Origin of the sequence: Rhodohalobacter sulfatireducens, from assembly GCF_022012475.1 — a bacterium.
In the GTDB taxonomy this organism is placed as follows: domain Bacteria; phylum Bacteroidota; class Rhodothermia; order Balneolales; family Balneolaceae; genus Rhodohalobacter; species Rhodohalobacter sulfatireducens.
Genome location: NZ_JAKLWS010000005.1, coordinates 142,489 through 160,573, shown reverse-complemented (window position 1 = coordinate 160,573; position 18,085 = coordinate 142,489). Strand labels below are relative to the sequence as shown.

Annotated in this window: 17 protein-coding genes; 9 read left to right on the top strand and 8 right to left on the bottom strand. The window is 41.9% G+C overall.

What is annotated here, in order from left to right; translation table 11 throughout:
• Window positions 1-84: 84 nt before the first annotated feature.
• From paaC to L6773_RS06160, 4 genes are all read right to left on the bottom strand, one after another.
• Window positions 85-873, bottom strand: coding sequence for a 1,2-phenylacetyl-CoA epoxidase subunit PaaC (gene paaC / locus L6773_RS06175; RefSeq protein ID WP_237852993.1), 789 nt, complete (start codon window positions 871-873; stop codon window positions 85-87).
• A 102-nt stretch (window positions 874-975) separates the two neighbouring features.
• Complete coding sequence (gene paaB / locus L6773_RS06170) at window positions 976-1,281, bottom strand: 1,2-phenylacetyl-CoA epoxidase subunit PaaB (protein ID WP_237852992.1); 306 nt, start codon at window positions 1,279-1,281, stop codon at window positions 976-978.
• Between the two features lie 138 nt (window positions 1,282-1,419).
• Window positions 1,420-2,364, bottom strand: a complete 945-nt coding sequence (gene paaA / locus L6773_RS06165) for a 1,2-phenylacetyl-CoA epoxidase subunit PaaA (protein ID WP_237852991.1) — start codon at window positions 2,362-2,364, stop codon at window positions 1,420-1,422.
• Between the two features lie 131 nt (window positions 2,365-2,495).
• A complete protein-coding gene (locus tag L6773_RS06160; protein WP_237852990.1) occupies window positions 2,496-3,197 on the bottom strand; it encodes a CDP-alcohol phosphatidyltransferase family protein in 702 nt (233 codons plus the stop codon).
• A gap of 76 nt (window positions 3,198-3,273) precedes the next feature.
• Here L6773_RS06160 and L6773_RS06155 point away from each other — a divergent pair, with 76 nt between their 5' ends.
• Window positions 3,274-4,836, top strand: a complete 1,563-nt coding sequence (locus tag L6773_RS06155; RefSeq protein WP_237852989.1) for a high affinity choline transporter 1 — start codon at window positions 3,274-3,276, stop codon at window positions 4,834-4,836.
• 6 nt (window positions 4,837-4,842) lie between these two features.
• Here the strand turns inward: L6773_RS06155 and L6773_RS06150 are convergent, their stop codons facing one another.
• The gene (locus L6773_RS06150) at window positions 4,843-5,610 is read right to left on the bottom strand and encodes a LytTR family transcriptional regulator DNA-binding domain-containing protein (protein WP_237852988.1); all 768 of its coding nucleotides are present in this window, start codon (window positions 5,608-5,610) and stop codon (window positions 4,843-4,845) included.
• A gap of 145 nt (window positions 5,611-5,755) precedes the next feature.
• Here L6773_RS06150 and L6773_RS06145 point away from each other — a divergent pair, with 145 nt between their 5' ends.
• The 5 genes from L6773_RS06145 (at window position 5,756) to L6773_RS06125 (ending at window position 10,983) form a co-directional block, all read left to right on the top strand.
• The gene (locus tag L6773_RS06145; RefSeq protein WP_237852987.1) at window positions 5,756-6,115 is read left to right on the top strand and encodes a MotA/TolQ/ExbB proton channel family protein; all 360 of its coding nucleotides are present in this window, start codon (window positions 5,756-5,758) and stop codon (window positions 6,113-6,115) included.
• 106 nt (window positions 6,116-6,221) lie between these two features.
• Window positions 6,222-7,706: an alpha/beta hydrolase family protein gene (locus tag L6773_RS06140; protein WP_237852986.1), complete on the top strand. Its 1,485-nt coding sequence runs from the start codon at window positions 6,222-6,224 to the stop codon at window positions 7,704-7,706.
• A gap of 217 nt (window positions 7,707-7,923) precedes the next feature.
• On the top strand, window positions 7,924-10,173 hold the full coding sequence (gene katG / locus L6773_RS06135; RefSeq protein WP_237852985.1) for a catalase/peroxidase HPI: 2,250 nt from the start codon (window positions 7,924-7,926) through the stop codon (window positions 10,171-10,173).
• 170 nt (window positions 10,174-10,343) lie between these two features.
• The gene (locus tag L6773_RS06130; RefSeq protein WP_237852984.1) at window positions 10,344-10,808 is read left to right on the top strand and encodes a type II toxin-antitoxin system VapC family toxin; all 465 of its coding nucleotides are present in this window, start codon (window positions 10,344-10,346) and stop codon (window positions 10,806-10,808) included.
• Entirely contained in the window at window positions 10,798-10,983 is a 186-nt protein-coding gene (locus L6773_RS06125) for a hypothetical protein (RefSeq protein ID WP_237852983.1), read from the top strand. Before L6773_RS06130 ends, L6773_RS06125 begins: the two co-directional genes overlap by 11 nt.
• Before the next feature lie 242 nt (window positions 10,984-11,225).
• Here L6773_RS06125 and L6773_RS06120 read toward each other — a convergent pair whose 3' ends face one another.
• Window positions 11,226-11,768, bottom strand: a complete 543-nt coding sequence (locus L6773_RS06120; RefSeq protein ID WP_237852982.1) for a hypothetical protein — start codon at window positions 11,766-11,768, stop codon at window positions 11,226-11,228.
• Between the two features lie 220 nt (window positions 11,769-11,988).
• Between L6773_RS06120 and L6773_RS06115 the strand changes: the two genes are divergently transcribed.
• Entirely contained in the window at window positions 11,989-13,659 is a 1,671-nt protein-coding gene (locus L6773_RS06115; protein WP_439653426.1) for a DUF8614 domain-containing protein, read from the top strand.
• A gap of 222 nt (window positions 13,660-13,881) precedes the next feature.
• On the opposite strand, the gene L6773_RS06110 is transcribed toward L6773_RS06115, so the two are convergent.
• Window positions 13,882-14,865: a glycosyltransferase gene (locus L6773_RS06110; RefSeq protein WP_237852980.1), complete on the bottom strand. Its 984-nt coding sequence runs from the start codon at window positions 14,863-14,865 to the stop codon at window positions 13,882-13,884.
• Between the two features lie 352 nt (window positions 14,866-15,217).
• Here L6773_RS06110 and L6773_RS06105 point away from each other — a divergent pair, with 352 nt between their 5' ends.
• Window positions 15,218-16,144 (top strand): sugar-transfer associated ATP-grasp domain-containing protein, encoded by a 927-nt coding sequence (locus L6773_RS06105; protein ID WP_237852979.1) that lies wholly within the window; start codon window positions 15,218-15,220, stop codon window positions 16,142-16,144.
• An 8-nt stretch (window positions 16,145-16,152) separates the two neighbouring features.
• Here the strand turns inward: L6773_RS06105 and L6773_RS06100 are convergent, their stop codons facing one another.
• On the bottom strand, window positions 16,153-16,977 hold the full coding sequence (locus L6773_RS06100) for a polysaccharide deacetylase family protein (protein ID WP_237852978.1): 825 nt from the start codon (window positions 16,975-16,977) through the stop codon (window positions 16,153-16,155).
• 179 nt (window positions 16,978-17,156) lie between these two features.
• Here L6773_RS06100 and L6773_RS06095 point away from each other — a divergent pair, with 179 nt between their 5' ends.
• Window positions 17,157-17,879: a hypothetical protein gene (locus L6773_RS06095; RefSeq protein WP_237852977.1), complete on the top strand. Its 723-nt coding sequence runs from the start codon at window positions 17,157-17,159 to the stop codon at window positions 17,877-17,879.
• Window positions 17,880-18,085 lie beyond the last annotated feature (206 nt).

The following is an 18,085-nucleotide window of genomic DNA, read 5'->3' as shown; positions in this document are numbered from 1 at the left end:
AACAGTGGAACATCAATACATTTAATAGTTGTTAGTAAGTTGGATCTTCATTTTGAATTAACGGGCAAGCTGCCCTTTGTACTTTCACTTCCACTCTGCATCCGGGTATGATCTTCTCAAGAACTGCATTTCAGCAAGCAATCTGCCTAAATACTCAGTATGCCGGCCCTGTCTCGCTCCTGAAAACATGTATTGATCGTCATCAGGAACATCGAGAGTAGCTTCTTCTAATACTTCATTAACCAAATTTTTCCACTCATCTTTGAAAGTAGTAACATCCACAAATAAACCCTGTTCAATCGCAGATTGATCCACCTCATCTAAATCAAAAAGTTCTCCGGTGTACATCCAGATTTCATCGAAAGCACCCTGGATTCTTTTGTGACTCTCTTCAGTTCCATCCCCCAACCGTAAAATCCATTCCCGGCTGTGTCGCAAATGATATTTTATCTCCTTGAAGTGTTTCTGTAGCATCCCGTTGAATTGTTCATCCTGAACAGTCTCGATCAGTTTTTGATACAGGAAATAACTGTATGCACTAAATAGAAATTGGCGAGCCATTGTAAATGCAAAGTCGCCTTTGGGAAGCTCTACCATCGCCACATTTTTAAAATCGATGTCATCGCGGAAATACGCGTAATAATCTTCATCCTCTTTTCCCTCAATCCCAGCGGCATATCCATACAGAGCTGCAGCGTGCCCAATCATATCGAGGGCCATATTAGCAAGTGCAAGATCTTCCTCCAATTCCGGGCCATGGCCTGTCCACTCTGAAAGTCGATGGCCATGAATCAGACGGTCGTCTGCCAGCCGAAGTATCATTTCAACGAGTAGCTTCACTTTAGTTTTTGGTTTGATATCGGTGGTGCTCATAGGTTAAGTATTAAGTATCGAGTAACAAGTATTAAGTTTCGAGTAGCAATTATTGATAGACGAGAAAGTCCTGATACTCAATTCTTGCTACTTACTATTCATTTATTTCCTCTTTTTAACCGCTCTCGGTGTACTGTAAAATTGCGGGTGCCGATAGGGTTTGTCATCAGCCGGATCAAAGAATGGTTCCTCGTCCTCTGTGGTGGATGCAGTAATCTGATCAGATGGAACTACCCAAATGGCAATTCCTTCATTTCTCCGTGCATAGGTATCACGTGCATTTTGTAATGCCATCTCTGAATCGGCGGCGTGTATGCTGCCGGCATGTTCAAACGGTTTCCCATCTTTGGGTTGATAGAAAACTTCCCAAAGCGGCCATTCAGTTTTGTTTTTAGAATTTTCGGACATTGTTGAAAATTTATTTTTTAGGGTGGCGTATTTTAGATTTGAATAATAATCTGGTTTTATACAGATAAAAGGTTTAACCCACCCCGTGTTCATTCGCTAAACGCTTATTTTACTTTCCTCTCCCAAGAGGAGAGAATTTTATGAAGCCTTTTCATCTTTCAATTTCCTTTTTCTTGCATATTCCATTGCCGCTTCTCGAACCCACTCACCCTCTTCATAGGCTTTTCTGCGCGTCTTCATTCGTTCACGATTCATCGGGCCGTTGCCCTTTATAACACTCCAAAATTCATCCCATGGAATTTCACCAAACTCCCAGTGCCCGGTTTCCTCGTTATATTTAAGTTCCGGATCGGGGAGAGTAACGCCAATCGCCTTGGCTTCCATGACGGTTCTGTCCACAAAATCCTGTCGGAGCTCATCATTTGTTTTGGTTTTCACTCCCCACTTGATCAGTTCTGCGCTGTTTGGAGAATCTTCATCGTGAGGACCGAACATCATCAATGTTGGCCACCACCAACGGTTAACAGCATCTTGAGCCATTTTTTGCTGGTCCGATGTCCCATCAGCCATTTTTGCGAGCATTTCATATCCCTGTTTCTTGTGAAAACTTTCCTCCTTGCAAATGCGAATGTTTGCTCGCGAATAGGGTCCGTAAGATGATTTCGCCAACATGGTTTGATTTACAATCGCTGCGCCATCGACGAGCCATCCAATCACACAAATATCGGCGAATGTTAACGTGGGATAGTTGAATATGCTTGAATACTTGGCAGTGCCATAAAGGTAATCTTCGATTAAATCCTGCCGCCGAACTCCCAAGGTTTCAGTAGCACTGTAAAGATACATTCCGTGGCCGGCCTCATCCTGAACTTTTGCAAGCAGTACAATCTTTCGTTTCAGGGAGGGAGCTCTTGTAATCCAGTTTCCTTCCGGCAGCATGCCTACAATTTCGGAATGGGCATGCTGGCTCATCATGCGAATTAACTGTTGTTTGTATTGTTCGGGCATCCAGTCTTTAGGTTCAATTTTTTCACCTTTATCAATTCGTTCCCGGAATGCTTCCCGTTTCTCGTCTTCAGTCATAAAAGCGCTTTTCTATTAAATAAATACACTTTATTAAACGATAATATAGTCAAATCATTTCAAAGGAGATATACTCAAATACTTTTTGATTGAAAGACAATATGATTTTTAAAAATGGATTTCGAGAATTATTAGAAATCCTCCTCATGAATGAAGGTTGCTGCAAATCCAAAAAAAGCAAAGTATACAAGGCTGACAATAGGACCCCAATACAAAAAACCAGGATAGTCGGGATAAAAAATGAGTAAGCCTGTCATGGAAACCAAAAGAATTGCTGTAAAAATTAATGTGAAAGGCCTCCAACGGATCGTCATACTCGGGTAAGCAAATTTTATTGGCAGGAACTGCATCAAGGCAAGCAAGAAGAGCAGGATGGCATTGAGAGTTGCGGGAAAATTGAAAATGAAAATAAAATAGAATGCCGCCATGTTCCACATTACCGGGAATCCCTTAAAATAATAATCGTCAGTAATCATTCCGGTTCTGCCGTAGTAAATTGCAGAGGTAAAGACAATCAGAAGAGCCATAAACAGATCAATCCATTCTTGCATCAATGGAGCTTGATAAATTATAAAAGCAGGTACAACTGCATAGCCGCAGAAGTCTATCACAAAGTCGATACTTTTACCGCTTACATTAGGAAGTACCTCCTGAACTTTGTAACGCCGGGCCAGTGTGCCATCCACTCCATCGATCAGTTGAGCCGCGATGAGCCACAACATAGCGGCTCTAAAATCATTTTCAGCAGCTGCAATGAGGGCCATAAATACGGTTATAACTCCACTTGCAGTAAAAATATGAACGAGCCATGCCTTCAGTCGTTCCAACTTCATGTTTATCTGATTGATATTGCTGTTAGAAGTGTCAGCATATATAACTATTTTTTGCCGAAGAATGAATAATGAAAAAATGAAAAACGGATTTCTGGGGGCATTGCGTCCGGCACTATGGTTGATTGGGCTTTTGTTAGTGGGCGGACTTGGAATCCATTTCTTTACGGACAATCCCCTGAGCTGGCCGGCTTATCTTTCTATGATGGTTTTCTACTCCCTGATCTTTGGGATTGGAGCCTATGCCACACAGCTCCGAAAAGATAATGATACCGACAGCTTTCTACTTGCTGGCCGGCAACTTCCACTTTTTCTCGCGATTTTTACCATGAGTGCAACCTGGGTGGGAGGGGGCTACATTAATGGAACAGCAGAATATACCTACAGTTCTGGATTGGTGTGGGTGCAAGCTCCCTGGGGATATGCGTTGAGCCTGATTATTGGTGGACTGTTTTTTGCCCGAAAGATGAGGCGTAAGGGATATCGAACCATGTTGGATCCGCTGGAGGAGAAATTCGGGAAACGGGTATCAGCTCTATTTTTTCTTCCCGCTCTCTCCGGAGAAATATTTTGGACTGCAGCAATTCTCACGGCCCTTGGCACTACGTTTGGTGCCATCGCCGGATTGGATACAGAAACGGCAATTGTTCTTTCCGCCGTAATTACCATAGCGTATACCGCCCTTGGAGGACTCTGGGCGGTTGCATTAACTGACTTTATACAACTTATCCTGCTTTTTGTCGGGCTTACTCTCACACTCCCTTTTGCGCTTGATGCAGTTGGAGGATGGCCGGCGGCCTGGGATCAATATCAACAACAGTTTGGTGCTGCCGCAAGTTTTCTGCCCAGCAAAGAAGCGCTCGGGAACTATTACTGGAACTGGTGGGATTATGCTCTTTTACTTAGCCTCGGCGGTATTCCCTGGCAAGTGTACTTTCAAAGAGTTCTCGCTTCTCGTGATGAAAAAACAGCGGTTCGTTTATCGGTCATTGCGGGTTTTGTGTGCCTTCTTGCGGCCGTTCCTGCTGTTGTGATTGGCATTGCGGGTCAGGTTGCCGACTGGAGTTCTCTTGGGGCTCCTGCACCGCCAGATGCAGCTTCAATTTTGCCATGGGTGATTCGATACCTAACACCGGCCTGGGCAGGAATTATCGGTTTGGGTGCAGTTGCTGCTGCTGTAATGTCCTCGGCTGATTCATCCATACTTTCTGCTTCATCCATGTCGGGATGGAACGTATACCGCCCACTCTTCAAACCAAATGTTGATACAAAATCACTTCGAAAACTTGTCCAGAGAATGATTTGGATCATCGGGATAGCAGCAATGCTGATTGCCCTCAATATTCAAAGTGTTTATGAACTTTGGTTTCTCTGCAGCGATTTTGTGTATTGTTTACTTTTCCCGGCACTCGTCTGTGCACTGTTTGACCCCAAAGCCAATGCAACCGGTGCAGTTGCAGGATTTATGGTTGCGGCCGTTCTTCGATTCGGTGGGGGAGATGTCACTTTGGGAATTCCCATTTTACTGCCTTACCCTATGATTGAAGACGGGGTAAACCTGTTTCCTTTCCGAACATTGGCGATGGTATCGGGTTTAATGACAATTATAGTTGTCTCCAGAATTCGATCACTTTTGCGTTGATCTTTTTTACGAGACTGAGGAGTGAGACCCTTCAAGTAAAGCAATCGCATCAGATTTATAAGTTCGGCTGATTGGCAATTCTAAATCACCAATATCTACTGAGGTTGAATTGAAATTACTCACGTGATCTTGATTAACGATATATGAGCGGTGAATTCGGATAAAGGTCTCAGGAAGAGATTTATCAAAAGAAGTGATTGTTTCCCTTGTTGTAAGGGTTTGATTGTTGAAGTGAATCTTAACATAGTCGCTGAGGCTTTCGATATATGTGATCTCATCCAGTTTCACCTGGTGATTTTTTCGATCTGCCCGAACCGTAATAAATTCTGTTTTCAACGCCTCTTTTTCTTCAACCAGCTGCTGGACTTTGAATTCATTGTTTTTCACACGCAGGAAGAGAAGATAGAAGGCCTTTATGAGTACAATAAGATACACAGCAAACCCGAGTACGAATATGTTTGTCATCATCGGGTCGAGTTGGTCATAGTTGTAGTTTGCCAGGACAACAAATGAAATTGTAACGACAACCATCTCCAGGTAGAGTGATACGATTATGGTGTATATCGTATAAATTGTAAACTGAACATAGTTTTGTTCAAGTAGGAATTTTGGTACCAGGTAATAGTTGAAGAAATATGAGGTAGCCATCGCTACCGGCAGCAAGAAGGTGACAAAATAGAAGCTCTTAATATAGTCACCATAACTATTTCCAAAGCCTACGACAAGTATCGCACCGGCTAAAAACCAAAAAAGTATATGTTTGCCTGCCTTCATTTTTTTTGACTAAAAATCCTGATTATATGTCAAAAAACCATCTTTTATCGACGAATAACATCTTTAGGTTGGGTTTCTACCTTGCCGAAAAGAGCTTGCTTAAGATACATTTCTTATGAACATTAATTTAAAACAGGTAAAAATCATGTTTGATCTATTTTATGCCGGCGGCCCGCTTTTTATGGGCATATTAACAATTATTTTGGTTGCATTAATTGCAACGGCAGTCTATTCATTGATTAAAATCAAAAGAGATGGTTCCAGTTCTAAATCAGTTTCGTTAGTGAAAGAGATAGGTATTTTTGGATTTATTTTTGGCATCTTTGGTCAATTCTTAGGCCTTTATCAAGCCTTTAATGCAATTGAGGCTGCTGGGGATGTTTCTCCGGCTCTGTTGGCCGGCGGGTTGAAAGTGTCAATGATCACGACTCTTTACGGGATGACTATTTTCGTTATCGCCTGGCTATTCTATTTTGGGTTGAAATTATTGACGGGCAGAGAGTAAAACAGCCACTCTTCTTTCAAACTGTCTCTACAACCTGCTTCCTTAAAAAATGAATCGAGTCCCGGTTTTACTATCCGGGTCTCACAATCAAAGATCTAATATTGCTATGCAATTTTTTGAAATATGTGCTCTGATCTCTCTATCTACTTCTGCCTGCACACTGTTCCTTAAACCAGCTAACAGAGCGAAGTTTCTTCACTATTTGCCTTTTCTTGCACTCCTATTCCTGCTTCTGCATGCACTGTTTGAAGGAGTTCGATGGCAAATGATTCCGGCTTATTTTCTAACTTTTCTCTTCCTTTTGAATTCGATTCGGCTCTTGAATCATCCAAGTAAATTATCAGCCATTCAGGATCGGAAATGGGGGCGATTTATTGGCGGATTTGGTGCAATTCTTCTATTGATTGTATCCGCCGCTTTAGGATCTATACTTCCGGTTTTTGAACTTCCTGAACCCACAGGCTCATATATGGTGGGCACAACAACCTTAATGCTCGAGGATACCAACAGGGAGGAGATCATCACAGAAGACCCGGACGATCATCGAACGTTGATGGTTCGTGCCTGGTATCCTTCAGATAATTCAAATTCCGGTGGTACCCAAATGGACTATATGCACCCGTTTGAAGCGGAATATTTTGCAAAGAAATATGGACTACCGGCATTTACTTTGAACCATCTGAAGCATATTGAAACCTTTGCTTATGAAAATCTGCACGTATCTGATCAAGAAGCTACGTTTCCGGTACTTCTTTTTTCTCATGGATATAATGTTCCGCCTGCAACATATTCATCGTTTATGGGTGAAATTGCCAGTCACGGTTACATAATTTTTGCGGTTAATCATCCCTATCAATCGGTGGCAACGGTTTACCCGGATGGCAGAAAGGTTTCTTTTGATTACCGGTATGAATCTAAAAATTTTGAAAATGTCTGGGAACAGATTGTAAAACTCGAAGAGAAATTTTGGGCTGCTGGCAGCGATTCGGTTAAACGAGATATTATTCGCGAAATATCTGATCTATATCCCAATGCAGAGATGATGCGCAAATGGGCTGAAGATCTATCATTTGTGATCGATGAATTGCAAGGGATGAACTCACAAGCCAATAATCGATTTTCCGGCAAATTAAATCTGGATAAGATCGGGGCATTTGGCCATTCAGCAGGTGGGGCAACTGCCGGTCAGCTTATGCTCACCGATCGAAGAGTAAAAGCGGGTATTAACTGGGATGGCGCCCAGTGGGCAGATATGATCGATTCAACACTTGCACATCCATTTCTTAGAATTGAAGCTGTTCGGGATTCAGCTACGTTTGCTCCGAACGATTTGATCTATCACAATGGGAGTGATACAGTTATCTACGATTTAAAAGTAAATGGTTTTGGCCACAGTAATTTCAGTGATATTCCCTTTTTGATACCTCTTCAGTCCATAAACGAAGCAGGAGATGCGGATCCGTATTATGCCACGGAACTGATCAACGAGTATTCACTCGCATTCTTTGATAAATATTTGCGTGGAGACCTGAATATCGATTTGAGAGATCTGGATGAAAAGTATCCTGAGGGTACGTTGAAAGTGGATTAGAAATGGAAACCTTACGGTACCTGGGTTTTGATTAAGCAATTCTTCGTGTTCCAGAGAAGTTCCTGAATTCTGCACTGTTTAATGTTGATGTAATAACCAAGTCAAATACAACTGATAGTAAACATCAATTGGTAGATTGGTGGCAATTATTCATATAATAATCATGATGTTGATATAATTTGCAAACCTACAATTAACCACAAAAACAGTCGTCTTAATGGATAGTGAAAAAAAACAGAATACGTCAAGTATGGAAACGAATGGAAGTGAAAGTGGATGTCCATTTCATAATGGAAATGCAGCTGAAAGAGAGGTTGCCGGTGGTGGTACAGCAAACCGTGACTGGTGGCCCAACAAATTAAACCTGGATATTCTGCGTCAGCATTCAGAATTGTCGAATCCAATGGGAGAGGATTTCGACTACACAGATGAGTTTCAAAAGTTAGATCTGAAAGCAGTAAAAGAAGATCTGAATGAGTTGATGACAGACTCTAAAGATTGGTGGCCCGCAGATTGGGGGCACTACGGCCCGTTATTTATCCGAATGGCGTGGCACAGTGCAGGTACATACCGTGTAGCTGACGGCCGCGGTGGAGGAGGAACAGGCAATCAGCGTTTCGCACCTGTAAATAGCTGGCCGGATAATGTGAGTTTGGACAAAGCCCGACGATTACTATGGCCAATTAAACAAAAGTATGGAAATAAACTATCCTGGGGCGATTTGATGATACTCGCCGGAAACGTAGCCTTGGAATCCATGGGATTTGAGACGTTTGGATTTGGCGGCGGACGTGAAGATTTATGGGAGCCTGAAAAAGATATTAACTGGGGACCAGAGCATGAGTGGCTGGCAAGTGAACGCCATGATGAAGATGGAAATCTCCAGGGTCGTCTTGCAGCAGATCATATGGGATTGATCTATGTGAATCCTGAAGGGCCAAACGGTGAACCGAATCCTGAAAAATCAGCACAATATATTCGTCAGTCATTTAAACGCATGGCGATGAATGATGAAGAAACAGTAGCGCTCATTGCCGGTGGACACACATTTGGAAAAGTTCACGGCGCCGCTCCCGAAGAACACAACGGTCCTGATCCCGAAGCAGCACCTATTGAAGAGCAGGGACTCGGCTGGAGTAATGATTATGGCAGCGGTAAAGGACCCGACACGATCACCAGCGGGCTGGAAGGAGCGTGGACAAATAAGCCACTTGAGTGGGATATGGGCTTTTTTGAGAACCTTTTTGATTACGAATGGGAGTTGACGAAGAGTCCTGCCGGAAAGTATCAATGGACACCAAAAGACGGGGCAGGAGACGGCACTGTGCCGGATGCCCACGATCCGAACAAGAAAAATGCACCCATGATGCTTACAACGGATATCGCTCTGAAAGTGGATCCTGAGTACAAAAAAATTTCAAAGCGTTTTTATGAAAACCCGGATGAATTTGCCGATGTATTTGCAAGGGCATGGTTCAAGCTTGTGCATCGCGATATGGGGCCGAAATCGTTATACCTCGGACCTGAAGTTCCCGAGGAAGACCTGATCTGGCAGGACCCGATTCCTGAAGTTGATCATGAGCTGATCAATGATGAAGATGTTGAGCAATTGAAAGGAAAAATTCTCGACTCAGAACTGACTGTTTCTGAACTGGTTTCTGCTGCATGGGCATCTGCATCAACTTTCCGTGGATCGGACAAGCGAGGCGGTGCCAACGGAGCACGTGTTCGACTGGCTCCGCAGAAAGATTGGGATGTGAATAACCCCGAGCAACTGGCGAAAGTGCTGGAGTCTCTTGAAGAAATCCGGGAAGAGTTCAACAATGCACAATCCGGCGACAAGAAAGTATCCCTCGCCGACCTGATTGTACTCGGTGGATCTGCCGCGATTGAAAAAGCTGCTGAAAAAGCAGGGCATGAGGTCACCGTGCCATTTACACCGGGACGAACAGATGCGACTGATGAACAAACCGATGTTGAGTCCTTTGAATGGATGCGGCCGGAAGCAGACGGTTTCCGTAACTACTTCAATCCAAGTCCCCGACGCAATGCCACACCGGAAGAGATGCTGGTGGACAGAGCTCAGCTAATGACACTGTCGGCTCCCGAGATGACTGTTCTTCTTGGCGGATTGCGGGTGTTGGATACGAATTGGGACGGATCTGATCACGGCGTGTTTACGGATAATCCCGGCGCACTGACGAACGACTTCTTCCTGAACCTGCTTGACCTGAGGTATGAGTGGAAAGCTGTTACAGATGACAAACTGAAATTTGAAGTGCGTGACCGTGACACGGGTGAAGCTAAATGGACCGCAACTCGTGCAGACCTGATCTTCGGATCCAATTCTGAACTCCGGGCACTCGCTGAAGTGTATGGAAGTGCAGACTCCGAAGAGAAGTTCCTCAATGACTTCGTAAACGCCTGGACCAAGGTGATGGAGTTGGATCGGTTCGATCTGAAATAAGTTGAGTTGGATTGGTTATTGCCACACCTTTTGTGGCGAGAATCATTGATTAAGGTGAAAGGCAGCTCGGAGACGGGTTGCCTTTTTTGTTTTCTCGAGTTGAGATAATTTACTTAATTGTTTGAGAGAACATTTAAGTAGATTTTTCAAAAATTAATTGACGCGATTAGATGGAAATATCAAGAATATATCTGGATACTTCTGTGATTGGAGGTTGCCTTGATAAAGAATTCAAGAGTTGGTCGAACGGACTGATGAAAGATTTTCGTTTGAAAAATTATCTACCTGTCTTATCGGAATTGACATTTGACGAAATCAGCAGAGCACCTAATCCGGTTAAGGGAATATTAAAACAGTTAATAGAACATGATCCTGAAATACTTGAAATCACAGAATCAGCGCTTGAGTTATCTGAAGAGTATTTGAGAAAAGAAATTTTGACGCCAAAATTCCGTGATGATGCTTTACATATCGCCCTGGCTTCACTTGCCAACGTAGATGTTTTAGGTAGCTGGAATTTTCGGCATATTGTCCATGATGATAAGATTCGGCTGTTTAATGCCGTTAACTTAGAAAGTGGGCTCAAAACCATTGACATTTATTCACCACGCGAGGTGATAAATTATGAAGAATAAAGATTTTGATACGGTTGAAACGACTCGGAGAATTCGAGAAAAAAATTATGAAGAGACGAAAGATTTGACTCGCAAAGAGTTGTTAGAGTGGTACAAAAAGAGAGGAAAAGCAGCGAAAGACCAATTCTTAAAAAATTCTAAAAACTCGGAAAGAGAAGGAGTTAGATCATTTTGATCTGAAATAGCTGTTAATCAAATTTTTTTTCGCAAAAGTTTTGGATTAAATCACTAAAGAATAAGCAGCCTGGAAACGGGCTGCCTTTTTTTTATGGATGGGTGTGATATCCGTCAGCCTGACCTCGACTCAGAATCTCAGAATTTTGATTGAAGCTATTGATCTAAAATGGAAAATTGCGATATGTAGGATTTGGGATTAACCGTAAAATCAAATAAGAGTGAGTTAAGTAAATAATAATGTTAACCATCTCTATATTTTCGTGCGTCAGTCAGAAACCATTCAAGCATGTCCCAATTGTCCAATGATGTTACTTGATTTCCCATGCTTTTTCTAATTTCTAGCAGAAATTTTCCTAATAATGACATCATAATTTTTGGATCAGCATTTTTTGCCTCTTGTTGAGTATTGTCCATGCTGTAAAAATATTGCATTAGATTATTATATGATTTTACTACCGAATCGGAGCCAACTAATGAAAGCTTAAAAGCTTGTTCTTTATAATCTAATGACAGCATTTTTTCTTGAGCTAATTTATTTTTGTCTCTTTTCCTGTTTTTAGGGTCAGCTTTCCAAGCTTGATCAGTCATTAATAGAATTATAAATGGTTCTAAAATTTTATTGTACGCTTCAATCCTATCATCACGTAGTTTATCCTCTAACTCCATTTTTCTTTCAAGTCTAGTTCTGATCCGCCAACCTATTGCGGAAAGTAATAAAACTAAGATTGGAGTTGTTACTGAACCAAAAGCTGTCAAATATTCAATCCAATTAATCTCTTCCATGATGAATGATTAGGTTGTTATTACAATGAATTATTACTGGTATGATTTTGCTTAGTGATTTACATATTAAATCATAATAATTAGCACAGCAAATTTCTTGAATAAGGCAAGTTGAAAACAAATATGAGTACCAAATTCTAGTAAATTCCCAATCGCACATCCCAATCAAATTTCATAGATTTCAGGAATCCACAAATTTCAAAAGACTCAACCAACCATGATGAAAAGCTTGGCAACCATTTTTTCAATTCTATCTTTACTATTTACAGGACTTCTGCTTACCGGATGCGGCGGACAGGAATCGGGGGAGATGTCCGAGTCGGCCTCCTCAGATGAGATGACGATTGACGACCGTCTCGATCAATACACGTCGTTTGAACTGAATGCTGATTTGAGTCAGCTTTCCGACAACCAGCGGCAGATTATTTCACTGCTGATCGATGCCGGCCAGGCGATGGAGGAAGTGTTCTGGATGGAAGCATATGGGGATAAAAGTGAGTTGATGGACCAATTGGACAGCGAGCAGTTAAGAGAATTTGCTGAGATCAATTATGGCCCGTGGGATCGCCTGAATGGAGATGAACCCTTTGTCGACGGATTTGGCCCCAAACCGGCCGGCGCTAATTTCTATCCCGCAGATATGACCAAAGAGGAGTTCGAAGCGTGGGATTCTGAAACAAAAGATGATCTGTATACGCTGGTTCGACGAGATGAATCCGGAAATTTGATGACCATTCCGTATCACGAGGAGTTTGCCGAGCAACATCAACTGGCATCCGAGAAATTGAGAGAAGCGGCCGAACTGGCGGAAGATCTCGGCTTGAGGGAGTACCTGAATTTACGGGCCGAAGCGCTGTTGACTGACGACTATCAAGCCAGCGATATGGCGTGGCTGGATATGAAAGAGAACACGATTGAGGTGGTGATCGGGCCCATTGAAACGTATGAAGATCAGCTTTATGGGTACAAAGCCGCACACGAAACGTTTGTGCTGATCAAAGACCAGGAATGGAGTGACCGACTCTCGCGATATGCGGAAGTGCTCCCTGAGCTGCAGGAGGGATTGCCGGTTCCGGAAGAATACAAACAGGAAGAACCGGGCCGCGATTCAGACCTCAACGCCTACGATGCGGTCTACTACGCCGGTGATGCCAATGCGGGTTCCAAAACCATTGCGATCAACCTGCCAAATGATGAAGAAGTTCAGCTCGCAAAAGGAACGCGACGCCTCCAGTTGAAAAACGCCATGCGTGCCAAGTACGATAAAATTCTGGTGGACATCGCCGATATGCTGATTGTGGAAGAGCAGAGGCAGTATCTGACATTTGACGCTTTCTTCAGCAACACGATGTTTCATGAAGTGGCTCACGGGCTGGGAATCAAGAATACGATCAACGGAAACGGAACCGTACGGGAAGCTCTGAGGGAACACTCATCAGCGCTTGAAGAGGGCAAAGCCGATGTGTTAGGATTGTACATGATTAACGAACTCCGAAACGACGGAATGGTTACGGACGGAAGTATCGAAGAAAACTACACCACATTCGTTGCCAGTATTTTCCGTTCCATTCGATTCGGAACCAGCAGTGCTCACGGGATGGCCAACCTCATTCGGTTCAACTATTTCGTCGAGAACGGTGCCATCACGTATGATGATGATCAGGAAGCCTGGAGAGTAGAATTTGACCAGATGCAGGAGGTAACAAACTCACTCTCAAATCGAATTCTCACCTTCCAGGGAGATGGGGATTATGAAGGTGTGGCTAATTTTGTCGAGGAGTACGGCCAGATGATGCCGCAACTGCAGAACTCCCTTGACCGCCTGGCCAATGCAGGAATTCCTACGGATATTGTGTTTGAGCAAGGGAAAGATGTGTTAGGTATTGAGTAGGGGGTAACCGCTGAGAGCGCTGGGAGGCGCAGAGGCATATTAAACTCGTTGCAACTCGTTCCGAAGGTCCTCCTTCGGAACGACCTCTAGAAGCTCTGCTTCAACTAAAAAATAATGGAAGCGGAGCTTCCGGAATAGCGTTACAAAGCAGAGCTTTGGCACCAGTAAAAGATCTTTCATTCTCAACGCCGAATTAAATGAGACAGTTAGTTCTCAGTAAATCTACCCGATCTTTCTATTTATAAACTTAAAGACTCTATAGAGAAATGTAGATTTTGCATGCGCTTTGACTAAAAAACCCAAGTTATTCTGCGTTTCATTAGGCAGGTAGTGTTCAACTGGCTTTTTGGGGTGATCTAAATTTCTGAGTGTTCGAATGGCTGTATGTGCAATAGTTCTCAACCGGGTCAATACTGCTTCCCTGGTTCGTTCGTCAATATCATTCTTATTGATGAAATTAAGTACCCGTTCGATAGCTCTTGCCCATCCCTCTACATTCTTGATCCCTTTTGAAGTAGACATGATCGAGTGTTCTCTTAAGCGTTTTTTTATCATCGTTTCAGAAAAAGAGGTTATTCGATCAGCCAGGCAGAGTGTCTCCAATGTAAAGGATTCATCTTCGTGGATTTGATTGTCTTCGAAGGTCAAATTGGTTTTTTCAAGAAAAGATTTTCGAATAAAATATTTTTGAACAACGGCACCATACGTTTTTGATGTGATCATCTGTTGCAAAAAAACTTTGCCCTTGATCGGTTTTTCTACATCTGAACGTTTTTTTACGGTATAACCACGGGCCTTCTTTCCATCTTTATTGATCAGCATAAGGCCAAAAAAAACTATCTGACTGTCTGTGTCCTGCATCCGGTCAATGACTTTTTCGAACGCACCTTCAATTAGAACATCATCACTATCGAAAAAGTAGATAATATCACCCTGAGCCTTACGCAGGCCGCGGTTTCGTGTTGTAGATAGTCCTACATTTTCCTGATGATAAATTCGGAAGCGATCGTCTTTTGCTCGATACTCTTCAATGATATCACCACTTGAGTCCGTTGAACCATCGTTTATAACAATGAACTCCACATTTTTATAGGATTGATTTCGAACCGAGTCCAGGGTGTCTCTCACATAATCCTCAACATTATAAACCGGGATGATCACCGATAGCAATGGCTTTTTTTCTGTCGAATCACCGATTTCACTCATTGATCAAATAGATAGTTTTACAAACGATATTTTGGGATATTGTTCTAGATAGCCACAAGCTTTATCAAAACTGAATATCGCAAAAGTTTATAAGATTATTCAATTATTTGACTAACCGATGAAAAAAATTCTGTATCTGATTCGATCGCTCGGGGCTTATAAGTGTATTCTCTACATATTTTTATACCCCTTAAAATATGTGGAAAATTATCATAGATGGGCTCATACCGTGAGAGTAGAAAAACGTTCTCACTCATTAATCTATAATTACAAAACTCGATCAATCCGCACAAAAAAATCGCTTTCAAAGAGTAGAAAGAGTGAAATAAAAAGATATTATAAAGAATTTGGCTTGAGAATTAACCCGGATTGGCACGAGTTTTTTTGTTCTCACAATGGATTGGATAACCACCGGTACATTTCTGAATATCTGTTTTACCAATACATAGAACCCTACTTCAATGATGCGAGGATGGCTCATTCATTCTCAGATAAAAATCAGTACAACAAGATATTTTCAATTGTTTTGCAGCCAAAAACCGTCGCAAGATATATCAGGAGTGAATTTTATGATGATTCATATCAGCAACTGGATCAAAAAGAGATCATTGAAAAGATTTTAAATCTGGATGAGCCCGTAATCATTAAACCCTCGGTTCAAAGCGGAGCAGGCAGGAACGTAAATATTTTAATGAGTAACAGTGGTTCAATCTTCTTGAATGACAAGAAAATTTCGTTTAAAAACTTACTCGATTTGTATCGTTCCGGGTTTATTATCCAGGAAAAGATAACTCAGCATAAAAGTTTAAATGCCGTTTATCCACATTCGCTTAATACTGTAAAACTGACAAGTTTCAGGAATCGAAACAAAATTGAGATTATCTCGAAATTATTCAGAGCGGGGAATAATGGACACTATTTAGATAATATGAATGAAGGAGGGTTTTGTTGTGGAATAGGAGCCGATGGAACCTTGAATGAGTTGGCTTATCATAAAACCCTTAAGAAATATTCCGAGCATCCTTATACGAATACTTCTTTTGGTAATGTTACCATTCCTAATTTTAGGGAATTGAAAGAGAAAGTGAAGAAGCTTCATCAAGAAAATCTCTATTGCGATATAGCCTCTTGGGATTTTGGCATTAACAAAGATGGTATCCCGGTTTTAATTGAAACAAACCTTAAAAGCCAGGGAATTCTATTTCAACAATTAGTAAAAGGCCCGCTATTTGGTGAAATGACAGATAAAGTTCTTAAAGAAGTGTTCTCGAAAAGATAAATGACAGTTCAGTTGATCTTTAACAGCTCGTCCACACGAACAAATTCATACTGCTTTGATCTCAGTTCAGTGATTAAGGGTTCCAGTTTCCTGTAAAACTTATCTGTCCGTTTAGGATCTGTACCTATGTGAATCAGGAGCATAAACCCGTTCAGCCCATTTGGATCTTTTGACTCGTATTCTATTATGCTCTCAAAGATTTCATCGCTGTCCCTGTAATTTGACATCTGGGGAATTGTATAGTCAGCGTGTGAGAGGGTACCGTATGTCATATTGATAAGCTGTAGGCCGAGAGAATCAGTCCAGCTTGCAATGGTTGAATTGTACCACTCGTAGGGCGGTAGATAATATTGAGCCGCTTCTTTCTTGATACCGAACCTTTCCATCTCCTTGTAGTTATTTGTTACATCCTCTGTAAACTCAGAATAGGTCACCAGCAGGCTGTCGCGCTTCTCCCAGTCGTTGTAAAGCAGATGGCGATCGGAATGAGCCCCGAGATAGTGCCCGTCATCATTCAAATTTATGATCAGATCCCGGAATTCCGGATTCCTGTAGAAATTTCCCGTAAAGAAAAACGAAGCCTTAATATCATATTCAGCCAAAACAGATTGAATGTGATCACCTCCATCGGCAAAGGAGTCACCTGAAAAGATGAGAGCGAGATTTTTCCGGGTTGAATCTCCGCGAACGACAGCGCCCTGGATACAGTCAAATTGAGTACAGGGTTCAATTTCAGTATCTAATTTTTTTGATGAATCACTGCAAGATGATGTAAAAATAATCAGGCAAAAAAAGAGGAGTATTGTGTAAGAAAAATTAATAACGGATTTCAATGAATTATTTCCTCTGAATTTTAGGTCGATTTAATGGAGTGATAAAATAGTTAATCGTCGAGGTCAATTAGTACTTCACAAATAAAGAAAACCAATAAATTTTTAAGCTTGACAAAATCCTTGCTTTTAAATAGCGTTTATAAGCTAATATCCCATCAAATCATCACAGGAGGTAAACGATGGCAGAATCACGTCTGAATATCAACCTATTTACTAAAATCAGGGACGATGTTGAAAAACGGCAATACATTGTTCTGGCAGAACTCAAAAAAATCTCCACTGAGTTTCAATATTACAAAGTTTATCCTCACCTGAGTATGTTGATCGATATTCGACGAACTATGCAGGATGTGATTGACCGATTAGAAGATCTTCGAAGTAAATTTCCGAAACGAATCAGTAAAATCGACTGGGTGAACCGTACAATTGAACACGACGTTGTTTTTGTAGATGGAACGGACTTGAAAGCTGTGGAGGATCTGATCCGGTGGGCACTTCCAAAAATGGATAAGGTGATTCATGAGGGGATTGCCATTCATGAATATGTGGAGAAAGAACTTTCTGTTGAACACGTAGGGATTTTGCCAAACTACAAAGATGAGGGCTACTTTTTTGTGCCGGATAACCAGGAATTGAAAATCAATCTTTTTCGGTTTGAGGTTTCCATTTTTCAAAGTGCGGATGATCAGTATCGATCATTGAAAACTCATTTTTTAAAAGCACTTCGGCAGGGGGGCGCTCACCTTTCACCCGGTTCCATCAAACTCGATCTTATTCGCGAGCAAAAAGAACTACCCAACCCCGCTACTTATGCTTTCGATACAAGCCTGGAGTTCCCATTTAATCAAACGATCTTACCGGTAGCAAAAAGAAAACTGATGCAGACGATTACTCAGTCTTGAGTTGTGAGTATTGAGTATCGAGTAGTTTTTATTGAGAGGGGGATAGTTTTACCAACTCGTACCGAAGCTCCAGCTTCGGTACGCCGACCGGAAGCTCTGCTTCCAATGAAAAGATAATTGGAATAGAAGTAGAGCTTCAAAGTGAGGTCCCGAAGGAGACCTTCAGAACCAGAAAAAATCTTAAATCTTCAACCTTACGACTCAAG

Coding starts and splice junctions, on each gene's coding strand:
- paaC (WP_237852993.1), bottom strand. CDS start 873: ATGAGCACCACCGATATCAAACCAAAAACTAAAGTGAAGCTACTCGTT.
- paaB (WP_237852992.1), bottom strand. CDS start 1,281: ATGTCCGAAAATTCTAAAAACAAAACTGAATGGCCGCTTTGGGAAGTT.
- paaA (WP_237852991.1), bottom strand. CDS start 2,364: ATGACTGAAGACGAGAAACGGGAAGCATTCCGGGAACGAATTGATAAA.
- L6773_RS06160 (WP_237852990.1), bottom strand. CDS start 3,197: ATGAAGTTGGAACGACTGAAGGCATGGCTCGTTCATATTTTTACTGCA.
- L6773_RS06155 (WP_237852989.1), top strand. CDS start 3,274: ATGAAAAACGGATTTCTGGGGGCATTGCGTCCGGCACTATGGTTGATT.
- L6773_RS06150 (WP_237852988.1), bottom strand. CDS start 5,610: ATGAAGGCAGGCAAACATATACTTTTTTGGTTTTTAGCCGGTGCGATA.
- L6773_RS06145 (WP_237852987.1), top strand. CDS start 5,756: ATGTTTGATCTATTTTATGCCGGCGGCCCGCTTTTTATGGGCATATTA.
- L6773_RS06140 (WP_237852986.1), top strand. CDS start 6,222: ATGCAATTTTTTGAAATATGTGCTCTGATCTCTCTATCTACTTCTGCC.
- katG (WP_237852985.1), top strand. CDS start 7,924: ATGGATAGTGAAAAAAAACAGAATACGTCAAGTATGGAAACGAATGGA.
- L6773_RS06130 (WP_237852984.1), top strand. CDS start 10,344: ATGGAAATATCAAGAATATATCTGGATACTTCTGTGATTGGAGGTTGC.
- L6773_RS06125 (WP_237852983.1), top strand. CDS start 10,798: ATGAAGAATAAAGATTTTGATACGGTTGAAACGACTCGGAGAATTCGA.
- L6773_RS06120 (WP_237852982.1), bottom strand. CDS start 11,768: ATGGAAGAGATTAATTGGATTGAATATTTGACAGCTTTTGGTTCAGTA.
- L6773_RS06115 (WP_439653426.1), top strand. CDS start 11,989: ATGAAAAGCTTGGCAACCATTTTTTCAATTCTATCTTTACTATTTACA.
- L6773_RS06110 (WP_237852980.1), bottom strand. CDS start 14,865: ATGAGTGAAATCGGTGATTCGACAGAAAAAAAGCCATTGCTATCGGTG.
- L6773_RS06095 (WP_237852977.1), top strand. CDS start 17,157: ATGGCAGAATCACGTCTGAATATCAACCTATTTACTAAAATCAGGGAC.